This window comes from Xanthomonas sp. D-36-1 (assembly GCF_017746155.1).
GTDB lineage: Bacteria > Pseudomonadota > Gammaproteobacteria > Xanthomonadales > Xanthomonadaceae > Xanthomonas > Xanthomonas cissicola.
On the sequence record NZ_JAGHWR010000030.1, the window covers coordinates 97,867 to 123,702 of the forward strand.

The 25,836-nt window shown below is 65.3% G+C and carries 20 protein-coding genes and 2 pseudogenes; 15 read left to right on the forward strand and 7 right to left on the reverse strand.

Annotated features, from left to right (window positions below):
* Positions 1 to 27: 27 nt before the first annotated feature.
* The 3 genes and pseudogenes from J7367_RS09835 to J7367_RS09845 form a co-directional block, all read left to right on the forward strand.
* Positions 28 to 951 (forward strand): annotated as a pseudogene (locus J7367_RS09835) (peptidoglycan-binding protein); the annotation flags it as partial.
* A 430-nt stretch (positions 952 to 1,381) separates the two neighbouring features.
* Positions 1,382 to 2,980 (forward strand): M4 family metallopeptidase, encoded by a 1,599-nt coding sequence (locus tag J7367_RS09840; protein ID WP_057658752.1) that lies wholly within the window; start codon positions 1,382 to 1,384, stop codon positions 2,978 to 2,980.
* 97 nt (positions 2,981 to 3,077) lie between these two features.
* Positions 3,078 to 3,563, forward strand: a complete 486-nt coding sequence (locus J7367_RS09845; protein ID WP_057658754.1) for an Mpo1-like protein — start codon at positions 3,078 to 3,080, stop codon at positions 3,561 to 3,563.
* 25 nt (positions 3,564 to 3,588) lie between these two features.
* Here the strand turns inward: J7367_RS09845 and J7367_RS09850 are convergent, their stop codons facing one another.
* The gene (locus J7367_RS09850) at positions 3,589 to 4,491 is read right to left on the reverse strand and encodes an NAD-dependent epimerase/dehydratase family protein (RefSeq protein WP_057658756.1); all 903 of its coding nucleotides are present in this window, start codon (positions 4,489 to 4,491) and stop codon (positions 3,589 to 3,591) included.
* A 166-nt stretch (positions 4,492 to 4,657) separates the two neighbouring features.
* On the opposite strand from J7367_RS09850, the gene J7367_RS09855 reads away from it, so the two are divergent.
* The 6 genes from J7367_RS09855 to J7367_RS09880 are packed head-to-tail and all read left to right on the forward strand — an operon-like array spanning position 4,658 to position 10,601.
* Positions 4,658 to 7,486: a monovalent cation/H+ antiporter subunit A gene (locus tag J7367_RS09855; RefSeq protein ID WP_057658758.1), complete on the forward strand. Its 2,829-nt coding sequence runs from the start codon at positions 4,658 to 4,660 to the stop codon at positions 7,484 to 7,486.
* On the forward strand, positions 7,486 to 7,860 hold the full coding sequence (locus J7367_RS09860; RefSeq protein ID WP_007967830.1) for a Na+/H+ antiporter subunit C: 375 nt from the start codon (positions 7,486 to 7,488) through the stop codon (positions 7,858 to 7,860). The genes J7367_RS09855 and J7367_RS09860 overlap by 1 nt, the downstream gene beginning before the upstream one ends.
* Entirely contained in the window at positions 7,857 to 9,401 is a 1,545-nt protein-coding gene (locus J7367_RS09865; protein ID WP_057658760.1) for a monovalent cation/H+ antiporter subunit D, read from the forward strand. Before J7367_RS09860 ends, J7367_RS09865 begins: the two co-directional genes overlap by 4 nt.
* Entirely contained in the window at positions 9,398 to 9,904 is a 507-nt protein-coding gene (locus tag J7367_RS09870; RefSeq protein ID WP_007967828.1) for a Na+/H+ antiporter subunit E, read from the forward strand. Before J7367_RS09865 ends, J7367_RS09870 begins: the two co-directional genes overlap by 4 nt.
* A complete protein-coding gene (locus J7367_RS09875) occupies positions 9,901 to 10,185 on the forward strand; it encodes a K+/H+ antiporter subunit F (protein WP_003486364.1) in 285 nt (94 codons plus the stop codon). Before J7367_RS09870 ends, J7367_RS09875 begins: the two co-directional genes overlap by 4 nt.
* Positions 10,182 to 10,601, forward strand: coding sequence for a Na+/H+ antiporter subunit G (locus J7367_RS09880; RefSeq protein WP_007974881.1), 420 nt, complete (start codon positions 10,182 to 10,184; stop codon positions 10,599 to 10,601). The genes J7367_RS09875 and J7367_RS09880 overlap by 4 nt, the downstream gene beginning before the upstream one ends.
* A 429-nt stretch (positions 10,602 to 11,030) precedes the next feature.
* On the opposite strand, the gene J7367_RS09885 is transcribed toward J7367_RS09880, so the two are convergent.
* On the reverse strand, positions 11,031 to 11,645 hold the full coding sequence (locus J7367_RS09885) for a hypothetical protein (RefSeq protein ID WP_057658903.1): 615 nt from the start codon (positions 11,643 to 11,645) through the stop codon (positions 11,031 to 11,033).
* Between the two features lie 165 nt (positions 11,646 to 11,810).
* Here J7367_RS09885 and J7367_RS09890 point away from each other — a divergent pair, with 165 nt between their 5' ends.
* Positions 11,811 to 12,365, forward strand: coding sequence for a hypothetical protein (locus J7367_RS09890; protein WP_042676150.1), 555 nt, complete (start codon positions 11,811 to 11,813; stop codon positions 12,363 to 12,365).
* Between the two features lies 1 nt (position 12,366).
* Positions 12,367 to 12,550: pseudogene (locus J7367_RS22250) on the forward strand (hypothetical protein).
* Positions 12,551 to 12,696: 146 nt separating this feature from the next.
* Here J7367_RS22250 and hmgA read toward each other — a convergent pair.
* The gene (gene hmgA, locus J7367_RS09895; RefSeq protein WP_057658761.1) at positions 12,697 to 14,010 is read right to left on the reverse strand and encodes a homogentisate 1,2-dioxygenase; all 1,314 of its coding nucleotides are present in this window, start codon (positions 14,008 to 14,010) and stop codon (positions 12,697 to 12,699) included.
* A 209-nt stretch (positions 14,011 to 14,219) separates the two neighbouring features.
* On the reverse strand, positions 14,220 to 15,335 hold the full coding sequence (gene hppD / locus J7367_RS09900) for a 4-hydroxyphenylpyruvate dioxygenase (RefSeq protein ID WP_057658763.1): 1,116 nt from the start codon (positions 15,333 to 15,335) through the stop codon (positions 14,220 to 14,222).
* A gap of 121 nt (positions 15,336 to 15,456) precedes the next feature.
* Here hppD and J7367_RS09905 point away from each other — a divergent pair, with 121 nt between their 5' ends.
* Complete coding sequence (locus J7367_RS09905) at positions 15,457 to 15,945, forward strand: MarR family transcriptional regulator (protein WP_057658765.1); 489 nt, start codon at positions 15,457 to 15,459, stop codon at positions 15,943 to 15,945.
* A 250-nt stretch (positions 15,946 to 16,195) separates the two neighbouring features.
* Here the strand turns inward: J7367_RS09905 and J7367_RS09910 are convergent, their stop codons facing one another.
* From J7367_RS09910 to J7367_RS09920, 3 genes are all read right to left on the reverse strand, one after another.
* Positions 16,196 to 16,786 carry a thioredoxin family protein gene (locus J7367_RS09910; protein WP_003486379.1) on the reverse strand — a complete coding sequence of 197 codons (591 nt, stop codon included), beginning with the start codon at positions 16,784 to 16,786 and terminating at the stop codon, positions 16,196 to 16,198.
* A gap of 11 nt (positions 16,787 to 16,797) precedes the next feature.
* Entirely contained in the window at positions 16,798 to 18,318 is a 1,521-nt protein-coding gene (locus tag J7367_RS09915; RefSeq protein ID WP_057658767.1) for an oligopeptide:H+ symporter, read from the reverse strand.
* A gap of 250 nt (positions 18,319 to 18,568) precedes the next feature.
* Complete coding sequence (locus J7367_RS09920) at positions 18,569 to 19,465, reverse strand: tryptophan 2,3-dioxygenase family protein (protein ID WP_057658906.1); 897 nt, start codon at positions 19,463 to 19,465, stop codon at positions 18,569 to 18,571.
* Between the two features lie 460 nt (positions 19,466 to 19,925).
* On the opposite strand from J7367_RS09920, the gene J7367_RS09925 reads away from it, so the two are divergent.
* From J7367_RS09925 to J7367_RS09935, 3 genes are all read left to right on the forward strand, one after another.
* Complete coding sequence (locus J7367_RS09925; RefSeq protein ID WP_057658769.1) at positions 19,926 to 23,507, forward strand: lamin tail domain-containing protein; 3,582 nt, start codon at positions 19,926 to 19,928, stop codon at positions 23,505 to 23,507.
* Between the two features lie 176 nt (positions 23,508 to 23,683).
* Positions 23,684 to 24,772: a pyruvate dehydrogenase (acetyl-transferring) E1 component subunit alpha gene (pdhA, locus tag J7367_RS09930; RefSeq protein ID WP_057658771.1), complete on the forward strand. Its 1,089-nt coding sequence runs from the start codon at positions 23,684 to 23,686 to the stop codon at positions 24,770 to 24,772.
* Positions 24,765 to 25,835, forward strand: coding sequence for an alpha-ketoacid dehydrogenase subunit beta (locus J7367_RS09935; RefSeq protein WP_057658773.1), 1,071 nt, complete (start codon positions 24,765 to 24,767; stop codon positions 25,833 to 25,835). Before pdhA ends, J7367_RS09935 begins: the two co-directional genes overlap by 8 nt.
* Position 25,836 lies beyond the last annotated feature (1 nt).

The window sequence follows — 25,836 nt, forward strand, 5'->3', positions numbered from 1 at the left end:
CACCTGCGAAAAACGACGCGCCCACAGCAGCATCCAACCGTGCATTCGCCCGTCGCCGGAACGGTGACCTTTGCCGGCGGAAGCTACGGCACTGTCAAGATTCGCGATGCACAAGGCAATTCGCACGAAATCCTGCATCTGGATGGCGTCAAGGTCAAAGAAGGGCAAACGCTGTCGGCAGGCGATGCCATCGGCACGATGGGGGGACGTGGACCCAATGGCGCAAGCCAATATGCGCAGCATGTGCATTACCAGTTGCGCGATGCCAACGGCAAATTGACCAGCCCCGAGAACTTCTGGAATCAGGGTCACCAACACCAAGCGGTTGCGCAGCACGCCCAGGAAGCACCGGCAAGCGGCGCAGGTGCCCTGCGGCATGGCGACGACAGTCAGGATGTGGGTAAGCTGCAGCAGAACCTCAACCGTCTGGGCGTGCGCGATGCGCAGGGCAACCGACTGGCCGAGGATGGCCGGTTCGGCGACAACACGCGTGAGGCGGTGATGGCGTTCCAGAAGCAGCGTGGGCTGCAGCAGGACGGCGTTGTTGGCCGCGACACGCGGGCAGCGCTGTCTGCGCAACCGGTGCAGATCCGCGAGGCGCAGGTTGCTGCGCCGAAAGGGCCTTCTCTCAACGATGCATCGCTTCCTGACCACGCGCTACATAACGCAATCCGCGGCAAGCTGCCGAGCATGATCTCCAACGAGACCGCGGCACATGTCACGCTGCAGGCGAAGCAGAATGGGATCGACAGTGCGGACAAGTTGCAGAACGTGACAGTGCAGGACGGCAAGGCGTTCGTCATGGGTACCACGCCGGGCTTCCGTGCGGCGGTGGACCTGAACCAACCTGCCCCGACACTCGATCAAATCAGCGCACAGTTGCTGGCTGTTCAGTCGCAGCAGCAACAGGCCCAGCAAGAACAGCAGAAGGTTGCGATGGGCGGTCGCTGATCTTTCAGCAATAGATCAAAAGACGCCGGCCAGGCCATTGGCCGGCGTTTTTGTTTCCACATGCGCTGTGGCCGGAACGGCATCATTGCGCCATCTGATCGTCTTTCAACGGCAAGCGCGTGCGGCGATGTGCACCGCCGCTCCTCCCAAACGCGCTGGCGCAGCGGTGCGGCGCAACGCCGTCTAAAATCGATGCATTGCGCGCATGCTTGGCCGCAGCGGCCAATAACACCATGCATCCGCTGCGCCTCTGCGATGCGCGCCACAGCGGAAAGTGGCCGGGCGCACAGAAAGCAACACATCCGTAATTTTTACTACTGTCCAGTTCGTGACTGTGCAAGCGTAGCTGCCGGCACCCGAGGTGCCATCGGCGACCGGCTGTCGGGGGGCTGTCGGTCTTTGCATTGCACGTTTTCTGGAGAGAGTCGTCATGCAATTCCATGTCCTGGGCGCGGCAATCTGCTGCGCGCTCTCGTTTTCTGCTGCCGCGAACGCTGCGGATGTGTCGGCAAATGCCGTTGTGTCGCGCGCGCAATCGTTATTGGGGAACAACGCATCGGCATTGGCCAATCGCGCGCCGGCCGACGCCTTCATCGCACGCGACAGCATCGTCGATGCCGACGGCACCGAACATGTGCGTTTCGATCGCACCTATCAGGGACTGCCGGTGATCGGCGGCGACGTGGTCGTGCACTCGCGTCGCGGTGTGATGCGTGAATTGAGCCAGACCATGGACACTACGGTGCGTCCGAGTCTGGTGCCGGGCATTGATGCGGCAACCGCATTACGTGTGGCCGGTTCGCATTTCGATGTGGCGCAGGATGCCGCGCCGCATGCGAGCCTGGCGCTGTATGCACGTCAAGGCGCGCCGCGGCTGGTGTACGAGGTGATTTACAGCGGCGTCAAACCCGACCAGACACCGACCGAGATGCATTACATCGTCGATGCGGTCACCCAGCGCATCCTCGAATCCTGGGATACCGTGCATACCGCCTGTAGCGGCGGCACCAGCGCCGCTGGCACAGGACGTTCGTTGTATGCGGGCAACGTGACGGTGAACACCACGCGCTGCAGCAGCACCAGCTATGAAATGACCGATCTCAGTCGCGGCAGCGGTGCGACCTACAACATGCGCAACAGCACCTCCGGCAATGGCACGCTGGTCACCGATGCCGATAATGCCTGGGGTAGCGGCACCACCGGCGATACGGTCACCGCAGCGGTCGATGCGCATTACGGGGTGGCGTTGACCTGGGACTATTACCGCACCACGCATTCGCGCACAGGCATTGCAAACGACGGCGCCGGTGCACGAAGCCGGGTGCATTACGGTAGCCGCTACAACAACGCCTTCTGGCAGGATAGCTGTTTCTGCATGACCTTCGGCGATGGCGACGGCAGCACGTTCACGCCGCTGGTGTCGGTGGATGTGGCCGGCCACGAGATGACCCACGGTGTGACCAGCCGGACCGCCGCTCTGACCTACTCGGGCGAATCGGGCGGCTTGAATGAGGCCACGTCCGACATAATGGGCACCATGGTGGAATACTCCGCTGCCAACAGTGCCGAGCCCGGCAATTATCTGATCGGCGAGAAGATCATTCCCAACAACAGCACCGGCACATTGGCGTTGCGCTACATGTTCAAGCCAAGCCTGGATGGCAAATCGCCCGATTGCTACAGCAGCAGCCTGGGTTCGCTCAATGTGCACTACAGCTCGGGTGTGGCCAATCATTTCTACTATCTGCTGGCCGAAGGGGCGGTGGTGCCGAGCGGGTTCGGCTCGGGCACCAGCTACAATCTGAGCACGACCAGTCTGGTCTGCAGCGGCTCCACCGCGCTCACCGCGATCGGCCGCGCCGCGGCCAGCCGTATCTGGTATCGCGCACTGACGGTGTACATGACCTCGTCCACCAACTACGCGGCGGCCCGTCGGGCCACGCTGAGCGCGGCCACCGATCTGTACGGCAGCACGTCCACGCAATACCGCGCGGTAGCGGCGGCGTGGAGCGCGGTCTCGGTGAACTGACCGGCGCGTCCCTCGTCATGCCACCGAGGCGTGGCGGGGGCACATCTGCCACGGCGCCATCCGCGCGCGTATGCTTGGGTCATTCCTGGGAGGGAACATGACCCAAAGCACTACGACCGCGCGACCGATCGAGCGCTATTTCGCCAGCTATTCCGACGATCACCAAAACGCGACCAATCAGCAGATCCACGTGCTGGCGGTGCCTGCAATCCTGTGGTCAGTGGTGGCGCTGTTGTGGTGCGTCCCGGTCGGCGGCAGCTGGTTCAGCAGCGGCGTGTGGGCCGCGCTGTCGATGTTTGCGGCGTGGTCGTACTACAACCGGCTGTCGCGTCCGCTGGGGCTGGGCATGCTGGGAATCTTTTTCTTCTTCGGCTGTCTGTGCCGGTTGATCGAAGGCCGCATCGGGCTTGGCGGCCTGTTCACCAGCGCGCTGACGGTGTTCGTGCTGGCGTGGATTGCGCAGTTCGTCGGCCACAAGATCGAGGGCCGCAAACCGAGCTTTCTGACCGATCTGACCTATCTGCTGATCGGGCCGATCTGGGTGCTGGCCAAGGCATATCGCCAGCTGGGCTGGCGCTACTGAGGGCCGCCGGCAGACCCGCCAGGCATCACTCGCCGATCCCGAGCTCTTCCGGCAATGGGCGAAACGCACGCGGTGCGTAGCCGAAATCGCGGCGCGCCGGCTCCAGATCGAACACCAGGTCCTCGCGCATGCGCTGTAGCGCGGCGGCATTCAAGCCCCGTAGGCGGCCCAGGCGTTGCGCGGCGGTGAGTGCAAGACCGAACAGGTTCGGCGGCACCTGGTACAGACGTGCAGCCCGTGGCAGCGCTTCCAGCACGCGCTCCACCATCTGCGTGTACGCCAGCACTTCGCCGCCGCCCACCGCATAACTGCGCTGCTGGGTGGCCGGCTGGCCAACCACCGCCAGGGCCGCGCTGGCCAGATCGTCCACATGCACTGGCTGGCGCAGGCCAGTCGCGTTGGCCGGCAGTACGAACGCACCGGTGCGCTGCGCCAGCCCGGCGATCTGGGTCAGCGTTTTGTCGCGTCCGGCGCCATAGACCAGGGTCGGGCGCAGCACGGTGGCACTGGCCCCACGCGCGAGCGCGGCGGAAAACAGCGCCTGTTCGGCATTGGCCAGACGCTGGGCCACGTCGCGCTCGGCCGCATCGATGGAGTGTTCCTTGACCTCAACGCTGGTGGAACCGAACGCGACGATGCGCGGCGCTGCAACCGCGTTCTCGGCATACCAGCGTGCGAAGTGGTCGAGCGGACCGCAGCTGAAGATCACCTCGAACGCCTCGCCGGCAGCTGCCGGTACGGTCAGATCGCCCTGCCGCCAGACCAGCCCGGAACGCGCTGCGCGCGGCTGCCGCGACCATGCCGTCACCTGCCAGCCGCGGCTCAACAACCGGATCAGCAGACGTTCGCCGATCTGCCCGCTGCCACCGAAGACCAGGGCGCGTGGCGCAGATGCAGCGGTGGACGGAGCGGGATTGGCGGCAGTCACGGGCAGCTACGCAGGCATGAATACCTGCAGCATACCGAGTGCGGCGCGGCGATGTGCAGTCAGTCCGGCCCTGCTTTCGGGCTGCACGCCGCGGCGGCGTTGACGCGGGCGTCAGTCAACGGTTTGTTAAGCTCTCTGGCCTGCTCGCGAATCTTGTGTTCCCTGCATGCCTTTTTCGTTGGAAATTCTGCTGGCGCTGCCATTTGTCATGGCCGCTGCCGCTGCGCTGCGCTGGCGCGCGTCCCGTTCGATCACTGCGTGGTTGGCTGCGGCCGCGCCGTTGGGCGGGTTGCTGGTGCTGGCGCTGTTGACGCCAGCGGTGCTGCGCGGCGAGGTGATTGCCAGCGAACACGCGTGGCTGCCGCAGATCGGCCTGATGTTTTCGCTGCGGCTCGATGGCCTGGCCTGGATGTTCGCGCTGCTGGTGCTGGGCATCGGTGCGCTGGTGGTGCTGTACGCGCATTACTATTTGAGCGTACGCGACAGCGCGTCGCGCTTTTTCGCTTATTTATTGCTGTTCATGGGTGCGATGCTCGGCATGGTGCTGTCCGGCAACCTGCTGTTGCTGATGGTGTTCTGGGAACTCACCAGTATCAGCTCGTTCCTGTTGATCGGGTTCTGGTCGCACCGCAAGGACGCGCGCGAAGGCGCACGCATGGCATTCGTGCTGACTGCCGGCGGCGGCTTGGCGTTATTGGGCGGCGTGTTGATGATCGGCCGCATCGTCGGCAGTTTTCAGCTGGAGGCGGTGTTGGCCGCCGGCGGCGTGATCCGCGCCAGCCCGCTGTATCCGTATGCGCTGGGCTTGGTGTTGCTGGGCATCTTCACCAAGAGCGCGCAGTTCCCGTTCCACTTCTGGTTGCCGCACGCAATGGCGGCGCCCACGCCGGTGTCGGCGTATCTGCATTCGGCCACGATGGTGAAGGCCGGCGTATTTTTGCTGGCGCGCTTGCATCCGGCGCTGGCCGGCACGGATCTGTTTTTCTATACGGTGACCAGCATCGGCGCGATCACGGTGTTGTTGGGCGCCTGGCACGCCATCTTTCAGCACGATCTCAAGGGCGTGCTGGCGTACTCGACCATTTCGCACCTGGGACTGATCACGATGCTGTTCGGTCTGTCCACGCCGATGGCGGTGGTGGCCGGCGTGTTCCACCTCATCAACCACGCGGTATTCAAAGCGTCGTTATTCATGGCCGCGGGCATCATCGACCATGAGACCGGCACGCGCGACATGCGCAAGCTGGGCAATCTGCGCCGGTTGATGCCGGTGACCAGCGCACTGGCCATCATCGCCTCGCTGGCCATGGCCGGTATTCCGCTGCTCAACGGCTTCTTGTCGAAGGAAATGTTCTTCGCCGTTGCCCTGGATACCGAAGCGCCGCAACTGATGCGCATCCTGGCCAGCACGGCTGCGTTGCTGGCCGGCCTGCTGGGCGTGGCGTACAGCCTGCGCTTCGTGCACGACACCTTCTGCGGCGATGGTCCGCGCGAGCTGGACACCACGCCGCACGAGCCACCGCGCTGGATGCGGATTCCGGTGGAGGTGCTGGTGCTCATCTGTGTGGCGGTGGGCATCGTGCCAGCGTGGACAGTGGCGCCTGTACTGCGCGCCGGTGCCACCGCGATCCTGGGCGACGGGCTGCCCGACTACAGCCTGGCGCTGTGGCATGGGGTCAATTTGCCGTTGGCGATGAGCGTTGCCGGCATCGTCGGCGGTGCGTTGTTGTACATCGCGCTGCGTCGCGCGCTGAATCTGTACGCAATCCAGAACCGTTCGCCGGGCAAGGCGCTGTTCCAGTGGAATTTGCGTGCGCTGTTCGCTGCCACCGCACGCATGACCGATGCGGTCACCAACGGCAACCTGCAGCGCATGTTGATGCTGCTGGTGCTAAGCGCCGTCGTGGTGGCGCTGGTGCCATTCCTGCAAGGCGGTACATTGCCGCAATGGCCTGCACCCGTGCCGATGCCGGCGCTGGGTTGGATGGTGTGGTTGCTGATGATCGCATGCGCCCTGGGCAGCCTGTTCCTGTACAGGCAGCGCCTGCTGGCGGTGCTGGTGCTCGGTGGCACCGGACTGGCGGTCAGCCTGACGTTCGTGTTCTTGTCGGCGCCGGATCTGGCACTGACGCAGTTGCTGGTGGAAATGGTCACGCTGGTGCTGATGCTGCTGGCGATGAACTATCTGCCGGAGCGCTCGTTGCCCGAACGTGCGCGGCTGCGCAAGATTCGCGATGCGGCAATCGCCATCGTTGGCGGCGCGGGTCTGGCGGCATTGGCGTATACCTTGATGACGCAACCCAGCCATTCGGTCGCCGGCGAACTGCTGCAGCGCGCCCTGCCCGAAGCGTATGGGCGCAATGTGGTCAACGTGATCCTGGTGGATTTTCGCGGCTTCGATACCTTTGGCGAGATCACCGTTTTCGCCATTGCCGGGCTGGTGGTGCACGCCTTGTTGCGCCGCGCGCGCATGGCACCGGAGCGCACCATGCCGGGGCCGCCGATCAAGTTGCCGGTGCCGGCCGATCTGGCGCAGATCATGTTCCCGCTCACGCTCACGGTGTCGCTGTTCCTGTTCCTGCGCGGGCACAACGCGCCGGGCGGTGGCTTCATTGCCGGGCTGGTGCTGGCGGTACCATTGTTGATGCAGTACGTGATTCAGGGTGCGGCCTCGGTGGAGTCGCGCTTTGGTTTCGACTACATCCGCCTGATCGGCATCGGCTTGTTGTGCGCGCTGGTCAGCGGCGCAGGCTCGCTGGTCTTCGGGCTGCCGTTCCTGAGCAGCGGACATCTGGAAATTCCGCTGCCGCTGTTGGGCGAGCTGGAACTGGCCAGTGCGCTGGGCTTCGATACCGGCGTGTACCTGGTGGTGTTCGGTGCGGCGATGTTGATGCTGTCGATGATGGGCACGATCAAACCCTCGCGTACGCGCAGTTCGCAGCGCGGCGAGATCGACCCCACCCAACGTTCGACACGCACCGCGGAGCAGCATTGATGGAATTGGCAGTGGCAAGCGCGATCGGCGTCCTCACCGCATTGGCGATCTATCTGCTGCTGCGCGCGCGCAGCTTCGATGTGATCCTGGGCATGACCTTCCTGTCGTACGCGACCAACCTGCTGATCTTTGCCGGTGGGCGCTTGCGCAGCGGCCAGGCGCCGGTTTTGCGCGACGGCGTGCCGGCCGAGCTGATGCATCACAGCGATCCGCTCCCGCAGGCCTTGGTGCTGACCGCCATCGTGATTGCGTTTGCGATGACCGCGGTGAGCCTGGTGCTGGCGATCCGCAGCCGTAGCGACAATGGCAGCGACCATGTCGATGCGCACGAAGATGCCGCGACCGGCACGGATACGCGGCAGGCCCGGCGATGAACCATCTGCTGATCCTGCCCATCCTGATCCCGATGCTGGGCGCATCGGCCTCGTTATTTGTCGAACACCGCCGCTATGGGCCACGCGTGCAGCGCAGCGTGGCCTGGGTCAGCATGGCCTTGTTGGCCACGGCGGTCATCGCCTTGTTCGCACGCGCTGCCGACGGCGAGATCCTGGTCTATCTGCTCGGCGACTGGCCGGCGCGCATCGGCATCGTGCTGATAGGCGACCGCTTGTCGGCGTGGATGCTGTTGACGACCTTGATCCTGGGTTCGGCGTGCCTGCTGCATGCATGCGCAGGCTGGGACCGGCGCGCACCGCATTTTCATGCGTTGTTCCAGTTCCAGCTGATGGGCTTGAACGGTGCGTTCCTGACCGGCGACATCTTCAACCTGTTCGTGTTCTTCGAGGTGATGCTCATCGCCTCCTACGGCCTGCTGCTCAGCGGTGGACGCGGATTGCAGATGCGGGTGGGCCTGCATTACGTGGTGTTCAACGTCTGTGCGTCGACGTTGTTCCTGATTGCGCTGGGCCTGCTGTTCGGTGTGTTCGGCACGCTCAACATGGCCGAGCTGGCGCAGCGCATTGCCGATCTGCAGGCGCAGGATGTGCCGCTGGCCAAGGCCGCGCTGGGCCTGTTGCTGCTGGTGTTCTGCAGCAAGGCCGCGTTGCTGCCGCTGTATCTGTGGCTGCCGGAAACCTATTCGCGCGCACCGGCGGCGGTGGCCGCATTGTTCGCCATCATGACCAAGGTGGGGTTGTATGCAACGCTGCGGGTGTCCTCGTTGTGGTTTGGCGCCGGTGCCGGCGCGCTGCACGGCTTCGGTCGCCATGCGCTGTTGTGGCTGGGCATCGCGACGCTGCTGATGGCCGCGTTCGGGGTGATGGCTGCATCGCGGCTGCGGGTGATGGTGTCGTACCTGGTGATGTTTTCGGCGGCGACCTTGTTCATCGCGTTCTCGCTGGATGATGCCGGCGCACTGGGCGCAGGGCTGTATTACCTGCCGCACAGCAGCTTTGTGGCCGCTGCGTTGTTCATGGTCTCTGACCTGATCCGTCGCCGCCGCGGCAGTGCCAGCGACCGCAAGGAAGTGGTGGCGCCACTGCCGGGGCGGGCCGTTCCAGGCACGATGTTCATGATTGCCGCGGTGGCGGTGGCCGGGTTGCCGCCGCTATCCGGCTTTCTGGCCAAGGCGGCGTTGCTGCAGCACGTGCCCCAGGGCCTGGTCGGGCCGGTGTGGGGCGCGGTGCTCGGCAGTAGCCTGCTGGTCGTGATCGGCCTCACCCGCGCCGGTGTGCGGCTGTTCTGGCGGGTGCCGGCCGCGGCGGAAAATGCACCGGAACTGCAGCCGCCGCGACGTGGCCGCATGCGTCCGGTGGAGACCGCCGCCACGGTGCTGTTGCTAAGCGGGCTGGTTGCGATGACCGGCGCCGCAGGTCCCTTGATGCATTACACCGATACGGCCGCCGCGCAGTTGCGCGACCCCGGCGCGTATGTGGACCAGATACGCGCCACCACGCCGCAGCGGAGGCAGCCATGAACACGCGTCTGCCACTGCGTCGCCGCGTGTTCCCATCGCCGCCGCTGAGCGTGACGGTCTTCGTCTTCTGGCTGCTGCTCAGCGATAGCTTCGGCCCGCAGCAATGGGTCTTGGGCATGCTGCTGGGCGTGGTGGTGCCGATCTTCGCGGCGCGACTGGACCGCGAGTTCGCGCAGATCGGCTCGTTGCGCTCGGTGCCGCGCATGCTGCTGGTGGCCGCGGGCGACATCGTGCGCTCCAACATCAAGGTGGCTGCGCAGGTGCTCGGGCCAGAATCGCGTATCCATCCCGGTTTCATCTGGGTGCCGCTGGATATCGCCAACATTCACGGCATCGCCGCGCTGACCAGCATGATCACGCTGACGCCGGGGACCGTCTCGGCCGCGCTGTCGGACGACCGCAAATATCTGCTGGTGCACGTGCTGCATCTGGACGATCCGGAGGCCTTGATTGCCGAGATCAAGACCCGCTACGAAAAGCCCCTGATGGAGATCTTTCCATGACCGGCCACATGTTCATCGAATCGACCATCGTGATCTGCATGCATGCGGTGGGCCTGGCCATTCTGATGGCCTTGTGGCGACTGCTGCGCGGGCCGACCGTGCCAGACCGCATCCTGGCGCTGGATACGCTCTCGGTCACCGCCATCGCCGAATTGATGCTGCTGGGCATGTATCTGGATTCACCGATCTATTTCGAGGCTGCCCTGGTCATTGCGATGCTGGGCTTCGGCAGCACCGTGGTGCTGAGCAAATACGTGCTGCGGCGGAGCATCGTCGAATGATCGCCTTCACCGAATACCTGCTCAGCGCCTTGCTGCTGGCGGGCACGTTCTTCATCCTGATCGGCGCCTTTGGCCTGGTGAAGCTGTCGGATTTTTTCAAGCGCCTGCATGCACCGACCAAGGCCAGCACGCTGGGCGTGGGCTGCGTGCTGCTGGCCTCGGTGGGCTACCACCTGTTTCTGGGTGTGGACCCGCAACCGCGCGAATTGCTGATCACCGTGTTCCTGTTCATCACCGCACCGATCAGCGCGCACTTGATGGCCAAGGCGGCGCTGTCGCTGATGATGGAAAACCGCCCGGAAGTGCCGAATCATGGCGACGCGCAGCAGGAAGGCTTGCCGCAGGTCAAAGGCGATGTTGGCGAGAACGAAGACACCGAGAAGCAGCATCCGGGACCGGCGTCTGAGAGCGGCTGAGGCGTTGTTGCTCGGCGTGGATTGTTTGCGATCAGCCCCCGTTTGTTGCTCAGGACCTTCTCAACGGCGCAACCGGCTAAGCCGGTAGCCAGCACATGGGGCATCGACTCACGAGCGCTCACTTCGTGCGTTCGCCAACCGCATATCGGCATGCAAGTGCAGTGTGGCGGGACTCAACAACCACGCGCAGCGCTGTGCCACCGTTGCGAAGAGCAATGTTGCGACCGCCCACCATCGCTAACCGGCGCGCCCCATGGACCGATCAGGTGACGTCCATGCTGGTGCACGTTGCCGCAGCGTGCGCCCGAGCCATCGCGCGGCCGATTGAGGTGGAAGCGAGCTGTCGTATCGCAGCGGGAATTTCCCGCCCTCCCCGAGCGCAGGATACAAACGCCTGCGCAGGACGGCGCCACCATTGCACCTCGCATTTCAGCCGCAGCCTTCGACGTAATCCACCTGCGGCGGTCTGCCTACGCGCCAGCTGGCGACCTTGCCGTCTGCATCGGTCTCCAACACCAGCGCGGTCTGCGTGGCTGCGCCGGGCAGACGCAGCGTCAGCGCGCCTGGGATGTACTTATGCGGCTGCTCGGTCAGGCCGTCGGGGTACAACGCACGCAGCTGCGCCAGGTTCATGCCGACCTTGCCGCCGCCCGGCGCCGTCTCCTTCGGTTCGCTGGTCTGGAAGCGCACTAATTGCCCGCCTTCGAACATGAAGCCGAAGCGACGCGCATCGCTGGCCCACTGTGGGCGCAGCAGGTAACAGCCATCGTCGGTTGCCGCTTCGCCTCGCAAATCCCCACCCCAGGCAGCCCGCGCCTGGCTGGCATCCATCCCGAAGCGCAGATCGCCATAGCCATCCATGCGCGCAAGCGCAGCGGGGTCCGGCTGTGTGTGCGGTGGAAATGTGCCAGCTGGCGCCGTAGCCGGTGGGACAGTGGCGGCCGGTTGGTCGTCGGCGGCCGCAACCGGTGCGTGGTCTGCGCTGGCGTGCGCGGGCGATTGGTCGGCGCGGTTGCAGCCGGTCAGTACGAGCAATGCGCTCATCAGGCCCAACAATCTGGATGTCATCTGTGCATTCCCTAGACGTGCGCTACAGCGTACACAGCCGCCATCGCGACCATGTGGAGAGCGGGGCGACATGCCGTCGCAGTCATGTCATCGGCGCTTCATTGGCGGGCGTCACGCTGTTGGCTTCGCAGGACCGCCGCCATGATCCCACGCAAGACCGAGCTCGCCCTGACCACGCTGCAATCGCACCGCAGCCCGCTGACGCTGCTGCAACGGCGCGCGTTGATCCTGGCCGACGGCCAGCGCGATCTGGCGACGCTCGCCATGCTGCTGGGCGGCGACGGCACTGCCTTGCTGCACAGCCTGTGCGCGATGGGGTATCTGGATCTTGGTGCCGCTGCGGGCGGCGCTGCGAGCCAGGTGCGCAGCACGGCAGCCACCGCCGCGCTGCCCGATGTGGACCAAGCAGGGATGCCCCGGCCGGACGCAGGGCCCACCGAAGAGGAGCTGCAGCGCCTGCGCCGCCGAGCAGCGACCAATGCACGCCTGTACCTGCTCGATATCCTGCAGTTGCAACGCAATGCGCTCGCCGCTGCGCTGCATCGGCAGCTGCACGCCGCGCGCGACGAAGATCAGATCAGCACGACCATCGCCGAGGCGTTGCAGGCGCTGCCGCAGATCACGTCGGCGAGCTATGCCGAACGCGTCCGCACACGGATCGGCGAGCTGCTGCCGCAGACATTGCAAGCCGCGTGATCTGGCAGTCTCGGCCAGCGCGCGCCGACTGGCTCTTGCCGAGTCGCTCAACACGCAGCGAGGGCTGGAGCTGATCGGCGCATCACCGCAACGACAGCAGCCCGCGCACCGGCAGCACCGCTCGCAATCACAGCGCCGACGCGCCGACAGCGCAGCTGCAGCACCGCAGCTGCGGTGTGGCTTGAGCGCAGCTGACAACCCTGCTGCTCGGCCGCCAGGCACAGGCGGCTGGTACTCGGGACCGGTCTCTAGCCGCCATCCACGCCACGCACTCTGTACCTGAGCAACGTCCGCACCACCCGACAATCGCTTACGAGATTTTGGTTGCGCGCTACTTCGCGTCTTCCGTCGTGGACGGTTGAAATGCAGCGCGCAGTCCGGACCAGCACTGTTGGTAATCGGCTTGCCGATGGGTGGCATTCAATGCCTGCTGCGTAGGGCGCAACACCGCACGCGTTTCGAACATGAAGGCCATGGTGTCGGCGATCACGTCCGGGCGCGTGAGATCTGCCTGTGAAGCCTTGTCGAAAGTGGCCGCATCCGGGCCGTGCCCGCTCATGCAGTTATGCAACGAGGCGCCACCGGGCGCGAAGCCTTCGGCCTTGGCATCGTAGACGCCATGCACCAGGCCCATGAATTCGCTGGCGACGTTGCGATGGAACCACGGCGGGCGGAAGGTGTGCTGTGCCACCAGCCAACGCGGCGGGAAAATCGCAAAATCCATGTTCGCAGTCCCGTGCGTGTCGCTGGGCGAGGTCAGCACGGTGAAGATGCTGGGATCGGGATGATCGAAACTGATCGAGCCGATGGTGTTGAAGCGACGCAGGTCATAACGGTAGGGCGCGTAATTGCCGTGCCAGGCGACGACATCCAGCGGCGAGTGACCGATGTCGGCACGCCATAGATGGCCCTGGAATTTGGCCACCAGTTCGAACGTGCCTTCGCGTCGTTCGAAGGCGGCGTGCGGCGTTTCGAAATCGCGCGGATTGGCCAGGCCATTGGCGCCGATCGGCCCCAGATCGGGCAGGCGCAGCAGCCCGCCAAAGTTTTCGCACACATAGCCGCACGCGGTGTCGTCCAGCAACTCGACGCGAAAGCGCATGCCGCGTGGAATCACACCAATCTGCTGCGGTTCCAGCGCCAGCACGCCCAGCTCGGTATGCACGCGCAGCCGGCCCTGCTGCGGCACCAGCAGCAGCTCGCCGTCGGCGTCGTAGAAGAAGCGATCCTGCATGGAGGCGTTGGCCGCATAAACATGCACGCCAACGCCGGACATCGCTTCGGGCCCGCCATTGCCGGCCATGGTGTAGAGGCCGTCGACAAAATCGGTGGGCACCGACGGCAGTGGCAATGGGCTCCAGCGCAACTGATCCGGCGGCACCGGGCCCGCGCCGAAATCGTTGTGGAAGTGCGACTGCTCGAGCAGCGAGAAGCTGCCATGCACCGCGGCAGGGCGAATGCGATACAGCCAGCTGCGCCGATTCTCGCCGCGTGGCGCGGTGAACGCAGTGCCGGAAAACTGCTCGGCGTACAGGCCATGCGCCACGCGCTGCGGTGAGTTCTGCCCGACCGGTAGACTGCCGGCCACCGCCTCGGTTGCGAACTCATTGCCGAAGCCGGTCATGTAGGAAGTCTGGTCATGCATGGGCGTGGGCTCTTCGGTTGTGGCACCACCGTGACGGAAGGTGCGATATAGAGAAGCGCAATGTTCAAGTCCCTCTCCCACCGGGAGAGGGGCTTTGACTGCATGAGTTCATCTTGGCATGCGGTGTCAGACAACTCGGTCCCGATGATGTGGCGCTTGGACGTATTGCCTTCAGCAAATCCCGAATCCCGAATCACCAATTCCCGCCCTCAAAGCACCCCACGCTTCATCTGATCGCGCTCGATGCTTTCGAACAGCGCCTGGAAATTGCCTTCGCCAAAGCCTTCGTTTCCCTTGCGCTGGATGATCTCGAAGAAGATCGGGCCGATGCAGTTGGTGGTGAAGATCTGCAGCAGCTTGCGCTGTTTGGTATCGGGGTCTGCGTCGATCAGGATCTTGTTGCGGCGCAGGCGTTCGACATCTTCGCCATGCGCGGGGATGCGCAGGTCCACTACATCGAAATACGTGTCCAGCGTATCCAGGAAACTCATGCCGGCGGCGCGCATCTTTTCCACGCTGGTGTAGATGTCGTCGGTAAAACAGGCGATGTGCTGGATACCTTCGCCCTGGTACGCATCAAGATACTCGTTGATCTGGCTCTTGGGGTCGGAGGATTCGTTGAGCGGGATGCGCACGATGCCGTCCGGCGCGGTCATCGCCTTGGACACCAGGCCGGTCTTGGCGCCCTTGATGTCGAAATAGCGGATCTCGCGGAAGTTGAACAGGCGCTCGTAATAGTCCGACCAGCGCTGCATGTTGCCGAAATACAGGTTGTGGGTCAGGTGGTCGATGAAGGTCAGTCCGAAGCCGGCCGGGTGCTGGTCGGCACCGTCGATCGGCTCGAAATCGGCGTCGTAGATGCTGCCGGCCCCGCCGTAACGGTCCACCAGGTACAGCATGCAATCGCCGATCCCCTTGACCACCGGCGCCGGGACCGCGCGGGTGTCGGGCTTGTTCTGCACGGCTTCGCCGCCGTTGCCCAGCACCGTCTGCAGCACGGTCTCGGACGGGGTGCGGAAGCGGATGGCAAAGCCGCAGGCGCAGGGGCCGTGCGCGGCGGCGAAATCGGCAGCGAACGAATCGGGATCTTCGTTGAGCAGGAAGTTGACCCCGCCCTGGCGATAGACGGTAATGGGGCGGCTGCGGTGACGCAGCACCGCGCTGAAGCCCATCTTGCGGAAATAATCGTGCAGTTGCTCGCCCTGGCCGGCCGGTGCGGCAAATTCGACGAATTCGAAGCCGTCGATGCCCATCGGATTGTCGAAGGTGGTGACCTGCATGCCCGGATCCGGGCGGGCTGCAGTGGTGTTCGGTTGTGCGCTCATCTTCGTTTCTCCACGCTTGGGGGCCGCAGGGCTATGCGGAGTAGCAGAAGACCCGCGAGAATGCGCAGGCCACCCTCGGTTTGTAGTTGCAAATGAAACCAAAATCAAGACACAGTGCAACATGAGCGATCTCGACAGCCCCCACCCGCCGCAACATCCCGTGCTGCTCAACCTCGAGCAGTTCCTGCCGTATCGCCTGAGCGTGCTGTCCAACCGTATCAGCGGCAACATTGCCAAGGTATACGGTGATCGTTACGGCATGGCGATTCCCGAGTGGCGGGTGATCACGATCCTGGCGCTATACCCGGGTTCGTCGGCCAGTGAGGTCTCCGACCGCACGGCGATGGACAAGGTCGCGGTCAGCCGCGCCGTGGCGCGCCTGCTGGAGCGCGGCTTCATCCGCCGCGAGACCCACGGCGACGATCGCCGCCGCTCGATGCTGGCGTTGTCGCCGGCCGGGCGACAGGTCTACGAGACCGTTGCGCCGCTGGTCAACGAGATGGAACAACGGTTGATGTCGGTGTTCAGCGCCGAAGAACAGCAGGTCCTGGAAAAGCTGATCGACCGGCTGGCCAAGGACGGGCTGCCGCGCATGGCCAGCAAGGACTGAGCAGCGCACGCTGGGAGCGAACGCGTGGTGCCTTGGTGCTGCGCAGGATCTGATCCAGTTGCAATGCGGCAGGACGTTACGCGCCGGTGTGCGCTGCCGTCGCCAGCAAGACCTCAATACGTCAGGCCAAGGCAGCGCTCGTCAAAGAGAAGACTGGCCGCGTGCGCGCCAGGCGATCACCATCGGCACGATGCAAAACAAAAACCCCCGCAGCAGTGCGGGGGTTTTTGCTTGACGCGTTCGCGCAGCATCAGGCCTGCGGTGGCGCCCACTGCTTGAGGAAGTCGAACAGCTTCTTGCGGTCGAAGCCCTCGCCCTTGCGCAACTCCGGGCCGGACTGCGTGGTCAGCAGCTTGCCGTCGCTATCCAGTACCAGCAGCGACGGGGCGTCGTTGAGCTGGGCGAACGCCGACAGGAAGGCAGCGTTCTCGTTGGCCGCATCGCGGTTGACCTTGACCACCACGAAGTGCGCGTCGCGGAAGCTGCGCAGCTCGGCATCGCCGCCCATCAACTCGTCCAGCGCCTTGCAGGGCTCACAGGCGGCATTGCCGACGTTGAGCACGATACGCTTGCCGCCGCGCTTGGCCTCGACCTTGGCCGTCTCCAGATCGGCCGCCGGATCGCGCGAGGGGTCGTATTGCGCGTTGAGCGCGGCAGCCGCAGCGATGTCGGCCGCGGTCGGCGTATTGCCCGAGGACACCGGCTGACTGGGATCGGCGCTGGGCGGCTTCTGCATCGAGGTATCCAACGGCTTCGGCGCGTCCTGCGGGCTGCTGGTCTGCCCGCAGGCGCTCAACAGACCGGTCAGCAGCAGGCCACAGACAAGGGGCTTGATCGGCATCGCTGTTCTCCTCACTTCACACCATGCATCAATTTATTGATCAGCGGCGCGATCAGGAACAGCAACGCGCCGGCGCCCACCAGCGCCCAGAACCCGAACGTATACCCACCCAGCGCCGAGGACACGCTCATGCCTTCGTTTCCGCTGACATGGCCGGCGAAAATGCCCGACAGGTTGTTGCCGATGCCGGTGGACAAAAACCAGCCACCCATGCCGAAACCGACCAGGCGTACCGGGGCCAGCTTGGTCACCATCGACAGGCCGATCGGCGACAGGCACAGTTCGCCGACCGACTGGATGACGTAGACCATGAACAAGGTCCAGAACGGGATCTTGCCGGCGTCGTTGACCAAGCTGGACAGCGCAAACATCAGCAGCAGGAAGGCCAGGCCGTTGAACAGCAGGCCCAGGCCGAACTTGCGCGGAATCGAGGGATTGAAGCGGCCGGACTTGACCCAGATCCAGGCGATGACCGGTGCCAGCGCAATGATGGCGATGGAGTTCACCGACTGGAACCACGCGGTGGGGAAGGTCCAGCTGCCGAAGTTGCGGTTGACGATATTGTCGGCCAGGAAGGTGAACGAGCTGCCGGCCTGTTCGAAGAACATCCAGAACAACACGTTGAAGGCGAAGATGATCAGCATCGCGATCACCTTGTCGCGCTGCACCTTGCCTTCGCGGATGCCTTCCACCAGCAGCATCACCGACAGGCCGATGAACAGCACCGTCAGCACGATCTGCAACACATCCGCACCGACCGCGAGCAGGAAGTACACGCCCGGAATCGCCAGCAGGCAGCCCACCAGCACCATCAGCACACGGCCCATGCCCTGCGCGTTCGGCGCCGGGGCGCCGATGCCCTTGAGCTGGACGCGGCCGAACCAGAACCACACCAGGCTGATCAGCATGCCCACGCCGGAGGCCATGAACACCATCTTGTAGGACGGCATGACTTCAGTGCCGAACACCTTTTCGGCCAGCAACTGGGTCAACACCGGCGAGATCATCGCGCCCAGGTTGATGCCCATGTAGAAGATGGTGAAGCCGCTGTCGCGGCGCGGATCGGCCACCGAATACAGCTTGCCGACCATGGTGGAAATGTTCGGTTTGAACAAGCCGTTGCCGACCACCACGGTGGCCAGGCCGATCTCGAACATGGTGGGGTCGGGAATGGCGATCAGGAACAGGCCGGTCGCCATGACCGCGGCCCCGACCAGGATCGAGCGCTGGTAACCGAGCACGCGGTCGGCCACGTAACCGCCGAAGATCGCCGCCGCATACACCAGCGCCAGGTAGGCGCCATAGGTCCGCCCTGCCGGCGCCTGGCCGGTGGCATCGCCATTGAAGAACTGCGCCACGATGTACAGCACCAGCGCCCAGCGAATGCCGTAGAACGCGAAGCGTTCCCAGAATTCGGTCATGAACAGCAACCACAACGGCCGCGGGTGGCCGAGCAACGTGAGGAACTCGGGGGGCGCCGGTGGCTGGGGCGGTGTGGAGGCGGATGTCGGCGCGGTCGCGTCAACGCTCATAGAGGTCCCTTGCGTATTCAGTGATGGCTGGGTGCACCGAGGCGAGCCCGGGCGACGCGCGAGGATCACTTAGACGTCATGTACGCGTCAAATTCGCCGGAGTCAGCTGCCTGATGACCGTGGGTGGAGTTGGCGGGATTTGACCGCGTGCTGGGGCACCCACGGACCGGCACGAGATCGCTCCAGCCCTCTTCCGAAAGGAGAAGCGCTTGAGTGCGCTTGTCTTGCCCTCGCGCACTCTTCGTCTTGCTCAGCCCTGCGCGGCATCCGGCGCGCCTTGCGGGGGGCGGCCGTCCACGCCCACCGAGGTGCGCACGTCGAACAGTTCCGGGAAAAACGTCAGTGCCAGCGCCTGCTGCAGGAAGCCGACGCCGCTGGAGCCGCCGGTGCCGCGCTTGAAGCCGATCACCCGCATCACCGTGCGCATGTGGCGGAAGCGCCACAGCTGGAACTGGGTTTCCACATCCACCAGGTCCTCGCACAGCGCGTACTCGCGCCAGTAACGGTCGGTGTTTTCGTAGATGCGCTCGAAGACCGGCCGCAGGTTGTCGTCGGCCACGTGTGCGGCGGTCCAGTCGCGGGCCTGGTAGTGCGCCGGAATTGCGTGTTCGAAGCGCGCCAGATAGCGCAGGAACTCCTCGTACAGGCTGGGTGCTTCCAGCGCCTCGCGCAGCCGCGCCTGGCCGTGCGGGTCGTAGGCGAACACCTGCAGCATCTGCGGGTTCTTGTTGCCGAGCAGGAACTCGATGTAGCGGTATTGCAGCGACTGGAAGCCCGACGAAGGCCCCAGCACATCGCGAAACCCCATGTATTCGCTCGGGGTGAGCGTTTCCAGCACCGACCACTGCTCGGTCAGTTGCCGCAGTACCTGCTTGCTGCGCGCCAGCACCTTGCGGCATTGCCAGACCTCGTCGCGCTGCAGGTGCGCGATGGCCGCGCGCAACTCGTGCGCCAGCAGCTTCAGCCACAGCTCGGAGGTCTGATGCTGGATGATGAACAGCATTTCATCGTGATGCGCCGGCTCGGACAGCGGCTGCTGCGCAGACAGCAGTTGGTCCAGCCGCAGATAGCCACCGTAGGTCAGCCGCCCCTCCAGGTCGGTGTGGATGCCAGGTTCCAGGTCACGCAGGTTCTTGTCGACGGGCATGGCATCGCGCTGAAGATCGGGCCACGCAGGGTAGCGCAGCGGCGGGGATTCGGGATTCGGGATTCGGGATTCGGGATTGGCGGATGGCGGATGGCGGATGGCGGATGGCGGATGGCGGATGGCGAAGCGTATTCGGCCACGCCATCGCCGGCCCTGCCTGGCTGCTTGCAGCCCCGGCGGGATTGCCTGAGGGGATCGGGGCCCGCGAGATACCTGCGCAGGTGCCTCGTAGAAAATCCGCATGCACCAGCGGCCCACCCAGGTCCCAGCGTCGGGCCCGCTTCTTTCACCTCTGAACCACTCAGCAGGCGCGCGCTGCGGTCTCAACCACTGCGCAGCTGTCACCATATCGTCAACCTAGGTCTGCAAATTCATGCAGAATCGAACGGCGCTGCCGGCCAGGGACGTGGCCGGACCAGGGGAGCGTTTCACGTCTCAAGGATCAGGGGACTCTCATCTCATGCATGTGTTGCAGCGTCGTGCAGCCGTATTTTTGTGTGCGCTGGCCATGGCCGGCCACGCCAATGCCCAGGTCGTCATCAGCCAGGTCTACGGCGGTGGCGGCAATAGTGGCGCCACCCTCCGCAGCGATTTCATCGAGCTGCACAACATTGGCAGCACCCCGGTCAGCCTGGATGGCTGGTCGGTGCAATACGCCTCGGCCGCCGGCAGCAGCTGGCAGGTCACTGCGTTGGCGGGCACTGTGCCGGCCGGCGGCTATTACCTGATCAAGCAGGCCGATGGCAGCGGCGGCAGCGTGGCGCTGCCCACACCCGATGCCACCGGCACGCTGGCCATGAGCGGCACCGCCGGCAAGGTGGCGCTGAGCAATAGCACCTCCGCGCTGAGCGGCACCTGCCCCACCGGCAATGCCGACCTGGTCGGCTACGGCAGCACCGCCAGCTGCGCCGAAGGCAATGCGCCCACGCCCGCCCCCAGCAACACGCTGGCGGTGCTGCGCGGCAACGACGGGTGCACCGATACCGACAACAACGCGGCCGATTTCGCCACCGGCGCGCCGGCCCCGCGCAATGCCGCCAGCCCCGCGCGCCTGTGCAGCGGCGGCAGCCAGCCGGTCGCCACGCTGGCCGATGTCAGCCAGGCCGAAGGCAATACCGGCACCCGTAGCTTCGTGTTCACGCTGAGCCTGAGCCAGCCGGCCGGTGCGGACGGGGTGAGCTTCACCGCCGCCACTGTCGATGGCACCGCCACCGCCGGCAGCGACTACATCGCCCTGCCCGCCACCACCCTGCGCATCGCCGCTGGCGAACGCAGCGCCACCATCTCCGTCGATGTCCTGGGCGACACCACGCCCGAGCCGGATGAAAGCTTCAGCCTGCAGATCAGCGGGGTCACCGGCGCACTGCCGGCCACGCTGAGTGCGACCGGCACCATCCTCAACGACGACTTCAGCCTGCTGCCGATCCACGCCATCCAGGGCAAGGGCGCACGTTCGCCGCTGGAGGGCCAGGTGGTCGCCACGTCGGGCATCGTGACCGCTCGCCGCAGCGCCGGGTTCTTCCTGCAGGCGCCCGATAGCGAAGCCGACGCCGACCCGTCCACCTCCGAAGGCGTGTACGTCTACACCGGCAGCGCACCGCCGGAGGCGGCCGCCATCGGCAACCGGGTGCGCGTGCAGGGCACGGTCATCGAATACGTGCCCACCGCCGACCCGACCCAGCCACCGCTGACCGAGATCGGCGGCAGCGTCAGCGTGCTGGCCGATTCCACCGGCAACCCGTTGCCGATGCCGGTGGCGTTGAGCGCGAACTTCCCCAACCCCAACGGTGCCTACGACCAACTCGAAGCGCTGGAAGGCATGCGCGTGGCCGCCGCCAGCCTCACCGTCAATACCCCCACCGGCGGCAGCGTCAACGAGACCAATGCCACGGCGACCAGCAATAGCGTGTTCCATGCCGTGGTCACCGGCGTGCCACGCGCCTTCCGCGAGCCGGGCGTGCAATTGCCCGACCCGCTGCCGGCCGGCTCGCCTGCCGGGGTACCGCGCTGGAATACCAACCCCGAAGTGATCGCGGTCGGCAGCGCCGGCGTCGGCGCCGAGCGGCTGGACCTGGCCTCCGGCTGCCAGGTCCTCAACGTGGTCGGCCCACTGGATTACAGCTTCCGCCGCTACACGCTTTACCCGGAACGTACCCCGCAGGTGAGCTGCAACGGTGCCGACCAACCACGCCCCGCACCGATGCCGCAGGCCGACGATGTGGCCGTGGCGACCTACAACATGGAGCGCTTCTTCGACGACCAGAACGACCCGGCCATCGGCGAACCGGTGCTGACGCCGGCCGCCTTCCAGGCCCGCCTCAACAAGGCCTCGCTGGCGATCCGCAACTACCTGCACACGCCCGACATCCTGGGCACGGTGGAGGTGGAAAACCTCAGCGTGCTGCAGACCCTGGCCGCGCGCGTCAACGCCGATGCGGTGGCCGCCGGCCAGCAGGATCCCAGGTACGTGGCGTACCTGCAGGAAGGCAATGACGTTGGCGGTATCGACGTAGGCTTCCTGGTCAAGACCGCAGACATCGCTGGCGGCGTGCCGCGGGTGGAAGTGCTCTCGATCGCCCAGGAAGGCAAGACCGCGACCTGGACCGAGCCGGCCGGCGGCGTGAGTCTGCTCAACGACCGCCCGCCGCTGGTGCTCACCGCCAACGTGCATCAGGCCGATGGCCGCACGCTGCCGCTGACCGCCATCGTGGTGCACCAGCGTTCGCTCAACGGCGCCGAGACCGACGATGCCGCCGGCACCCGCATCCGCGCCAAACGTCAGGCGCAGGCCGAGTATCTGGCGCGTCTGCTGCAGACCCGTCAGCAACTGAATCCTGACGAAAAAGTGCTGGTGATGGGCGACTTCAACGCCTTCGAATTCAACGACGGCTATGTGGATGCAATGGGCACGGTCACCGGCAAACCGGCGCCGGATGCGCAGACCGTGGTGAGCGGCGATGGCGCCGATCTGGTCAACCCGGATTACACCGACCTGACCTGGTTCAACACGCCCGATCAGAGCTACTCGTACGCGTTCGACGGCAACGTGCAGTCGCTGGATCACATCCTGGCCAACGAGGCACTGATGCGCGCGCCGCAGATCGCCTCGTTGTCGGTGGGCCATGCGCGCATCAATGCCGACTTCCCCGGCACCGCGCGCAACGATGCCAATACACCGACGCGGTTGTCCGACCACGATCCCACCGTGGTGCTGTTGCGCATGCGCAAGCAGGTCAATGCGGACCTGGGTGTGGCAGTGACTGCTGCGCGTGATCAGGTCGTCGAAGGCGAGCGCATCGACTTCAGTGTGGACGTCGAAAACCGCGGCCCCGACAGTGCGGCGTTCGCTGCGGTTGCCTTGGCGTTCGATGCCGCCGTGAGCCCACGCGTCACCGCAGCACCTGGCTGGGTCTGCCAACCGCCGCAGACCGGCACCCAGACGGTGGTCACCTGCACCATTGCATCGTTGGCAGCCGGTAACGCGCAGAATTTCTCAGCGCAGGTGGAGGCTGGTGCGGCGTTGGCCGGACGGACGTTGACCCTGGCCGCATCGGTGGCTTCGCAAACGCCCGATCCGCAGTCGAGCAACGACACCGATGCGGCCAGCGTGGCCGTACAGGCGCAACCCCGCAGCGACCTGGCGGTACGTTTGGACGGCCCAAGCAGCCTGCCGACCACCGCCTTCAACGCCACCTACCGCGTGCTGGTGGGCAATGTCGGCGCCGCACCGGCGCAGCGTCCCAGCCTGGTGATCGAAGGCAACACGGTGTCGGCGTTGTCGCTGCTGGTGCCACCGCCGGGCTGGCGCTGCGACAAGCAGGTGCAGTCGCTGCGTCGTGCCCGCTTCGTGTGCAGCACGGCTGCGGTGGTACTGCCCGGCGCGCAGGCTGCCTTCCAGCTGACCGTCGCTGCCAAGCCGATCCCGGCCGAAGGCGCGGTGCGGGTACAGGCCACGGCGACGTCCAGTTCGCCCGATGCCAATCCGGCCGACAACACTGCGCTGATCGTGACGCCGATCGGCGGAGGTGATGGGCGCCGCTAATCGCAGTGCAACACGTCGCAGTTCTCTACTGCGACAAAGGGCGCGGCTCGGTCCGCGCCTTTTTTTTGTGCAAGCCAGCATGATCGTCTGCTGCGGTGCAGGACAGCGTTTTGCTTCGCCGTCCTTAACATGGCAACTCATATCATTTGAAACTTCTTGATGAAGGTGTCGTCGCAATGAGCGTAGCCGCGCAGTTCCAGATCGACTATCTGCACTACATGGACGCGGACGGCCAATGGGTCCGCGACGACCTTCCGGCCGACGCCGCCAACCCGCAACAGCTGCTCGCCCTGTTCAAGCGCATGTTGTTCGTGCGCACCTTCGACAGCAAATCGGTGGCCCTGCAGCGCACCGGCAAGCTGGGCACCTACGCGGCCTGCATCGGCCACGAGGCCACGCATGTGGGGATCGGCGCTTCGATGCGCAGCGGCGATGTGTTCGCACCCAGCTATCGCGAATACGGCACCATGTTCGAACGCGGCGTGCGCCCGCGCGATGTGCTGCTGTACTGGGGCGGCGACGAGCGCGGCAGCGACTATCCGCGCGATGCCGATGCGGCGATCGACTTCCCGATCTGCGTCCCGATTTCCACCCAATGCCTGCACGCAGCCGGCTCGGCGCTGTCGTTCAAGCTGCAGGGCAAGCAGCACGTTGCGGTGGCCTGCTGCGGCGACGGTGGCAGCTCCAAGACCGACTTCTATGCCGCGCTCAATTCGGCCGGCGCCTACAAGCTGCCGCTGATCCTGTGCGTGATCAACAATGGCTGGGCGATCTCGGTGCCGCGCTCGGCGCAGACCGGCGCGCAGACGCTTGCGCAGAAGGGCCTGGCCGGCGGCCTGCATTGCCTGCAGGTGGACGGCAACGACCTGGTTGCCGTGCTCGAAGCCATGCGTCAGGCACGCGTGCGTGCGCTGGCCGGCGAGGGCGGCACGGTGATCGAGTTTTTGACCTATCGCCTGTCCGACCACACCACCGCCGACGATGCGCGGCGCTACCGCGGCGAAGAAGAGGTCAAGCAGGGCTGGGCGCGCGAACCGCTGCTGCGCCTGCGCCGCTATCTCACCGCGCAGGGCCTGTGGGACGAGGCGCAGGAAGACGCCTGGAAGGCCGAATGCAGCGCGCGCGTGGACGAGGAGGTCAACGCCTATCTCAACACGCCGGTGCAGCCGGTCGAAGCGATGTTCGATTATCTCTACGGCGACCCGCCGGCCGAGTTGCTGGCACAGCGCGCCGAAGTGATGGCACTGGAGTCGCGCCATGGATGAGCTCAAGCATGTGTCCGCAGACACCTCGCAGCACGCCAGTGCCCCTTACAACGCTGCGGCAACGCGCGGAGAGATCGCCATGAGTTCGCCCATCACCCTGATCGAAGCCATCACCCAGGCCTTGGCCTGGGAGCTGGAACACGACCCTGCGGTACTGGTGCTGGGCGAGGATGTCGGCGTAAACGGCGGGGTGTTCCGCGCCACCGCCGGCCTGCAGCAACGCTTCGGCAGCGACCGCGTGCTGGATACGCCGCTGGACGAAACCACCATCGCCGGGCTGAGCGTCGGGCTGGCCGCGCAAGGCATGAAGCCGGTCGCCGAAGCGCAGTTCGACGGCTTCGTGTATCCGATGGTCGACCATCTGATCTGCCACGCCGCCCGCCTGCGCAACCGCACCCGCGGCCGCCTGCATTGCCCGATGGTGCTGCGCGTGCCGTGGGGCGGCGGCATCCGCGCGCCGGAACATCACAGCGAAGCCAACGAAGCCATCTTCACCAACGTGCCGGGCCTGCGCGTGGTGTTGCCGTCCTCGCCGCAGCGCGCCTACGGCCTGCTGCTGGCCGCGATCCGCGACCCGGATCCGGTGATCTACATGGAGCCCAAGCGCATCTACCGCCAGTACAAGGAAGTGGTGGCCAACGATGGGCAAGCGCTGCCGCTGGATGTGTGCTTCGTGTTGCGCGATGGCACCGATGTCACCCTGGTGACCTGGGGCGCGCAGGTGAAAGAAGCGCTGGAAGCGGCCGACAAACTCGCCGGCGAAGGCATCAGTGCCGAAGTCATCGACGTGGCCACGTTGCGCCCGCTGGACTTCGACAGCATCGCCGAATCGGTCGCAAAGACCGGCCGCTGCGTGATCGTGCAGGAAGCTCCGCGCACCGCCGGTTTCGGCGCGGAAATCGCCGCGCGCCTGGCCGAGCAGTCGATGTACGACCTGGTGGCGCCGGTCGAACGCGTTACCGGTTACGACACGCATATCCCGCTGTTCCGGCTGGAAATGAAGTTCCTGCCGAGCGTGGAGCGCATCGTCAGCGCGGCACGTCGCGCGGTGGCTGCCGGCTGAT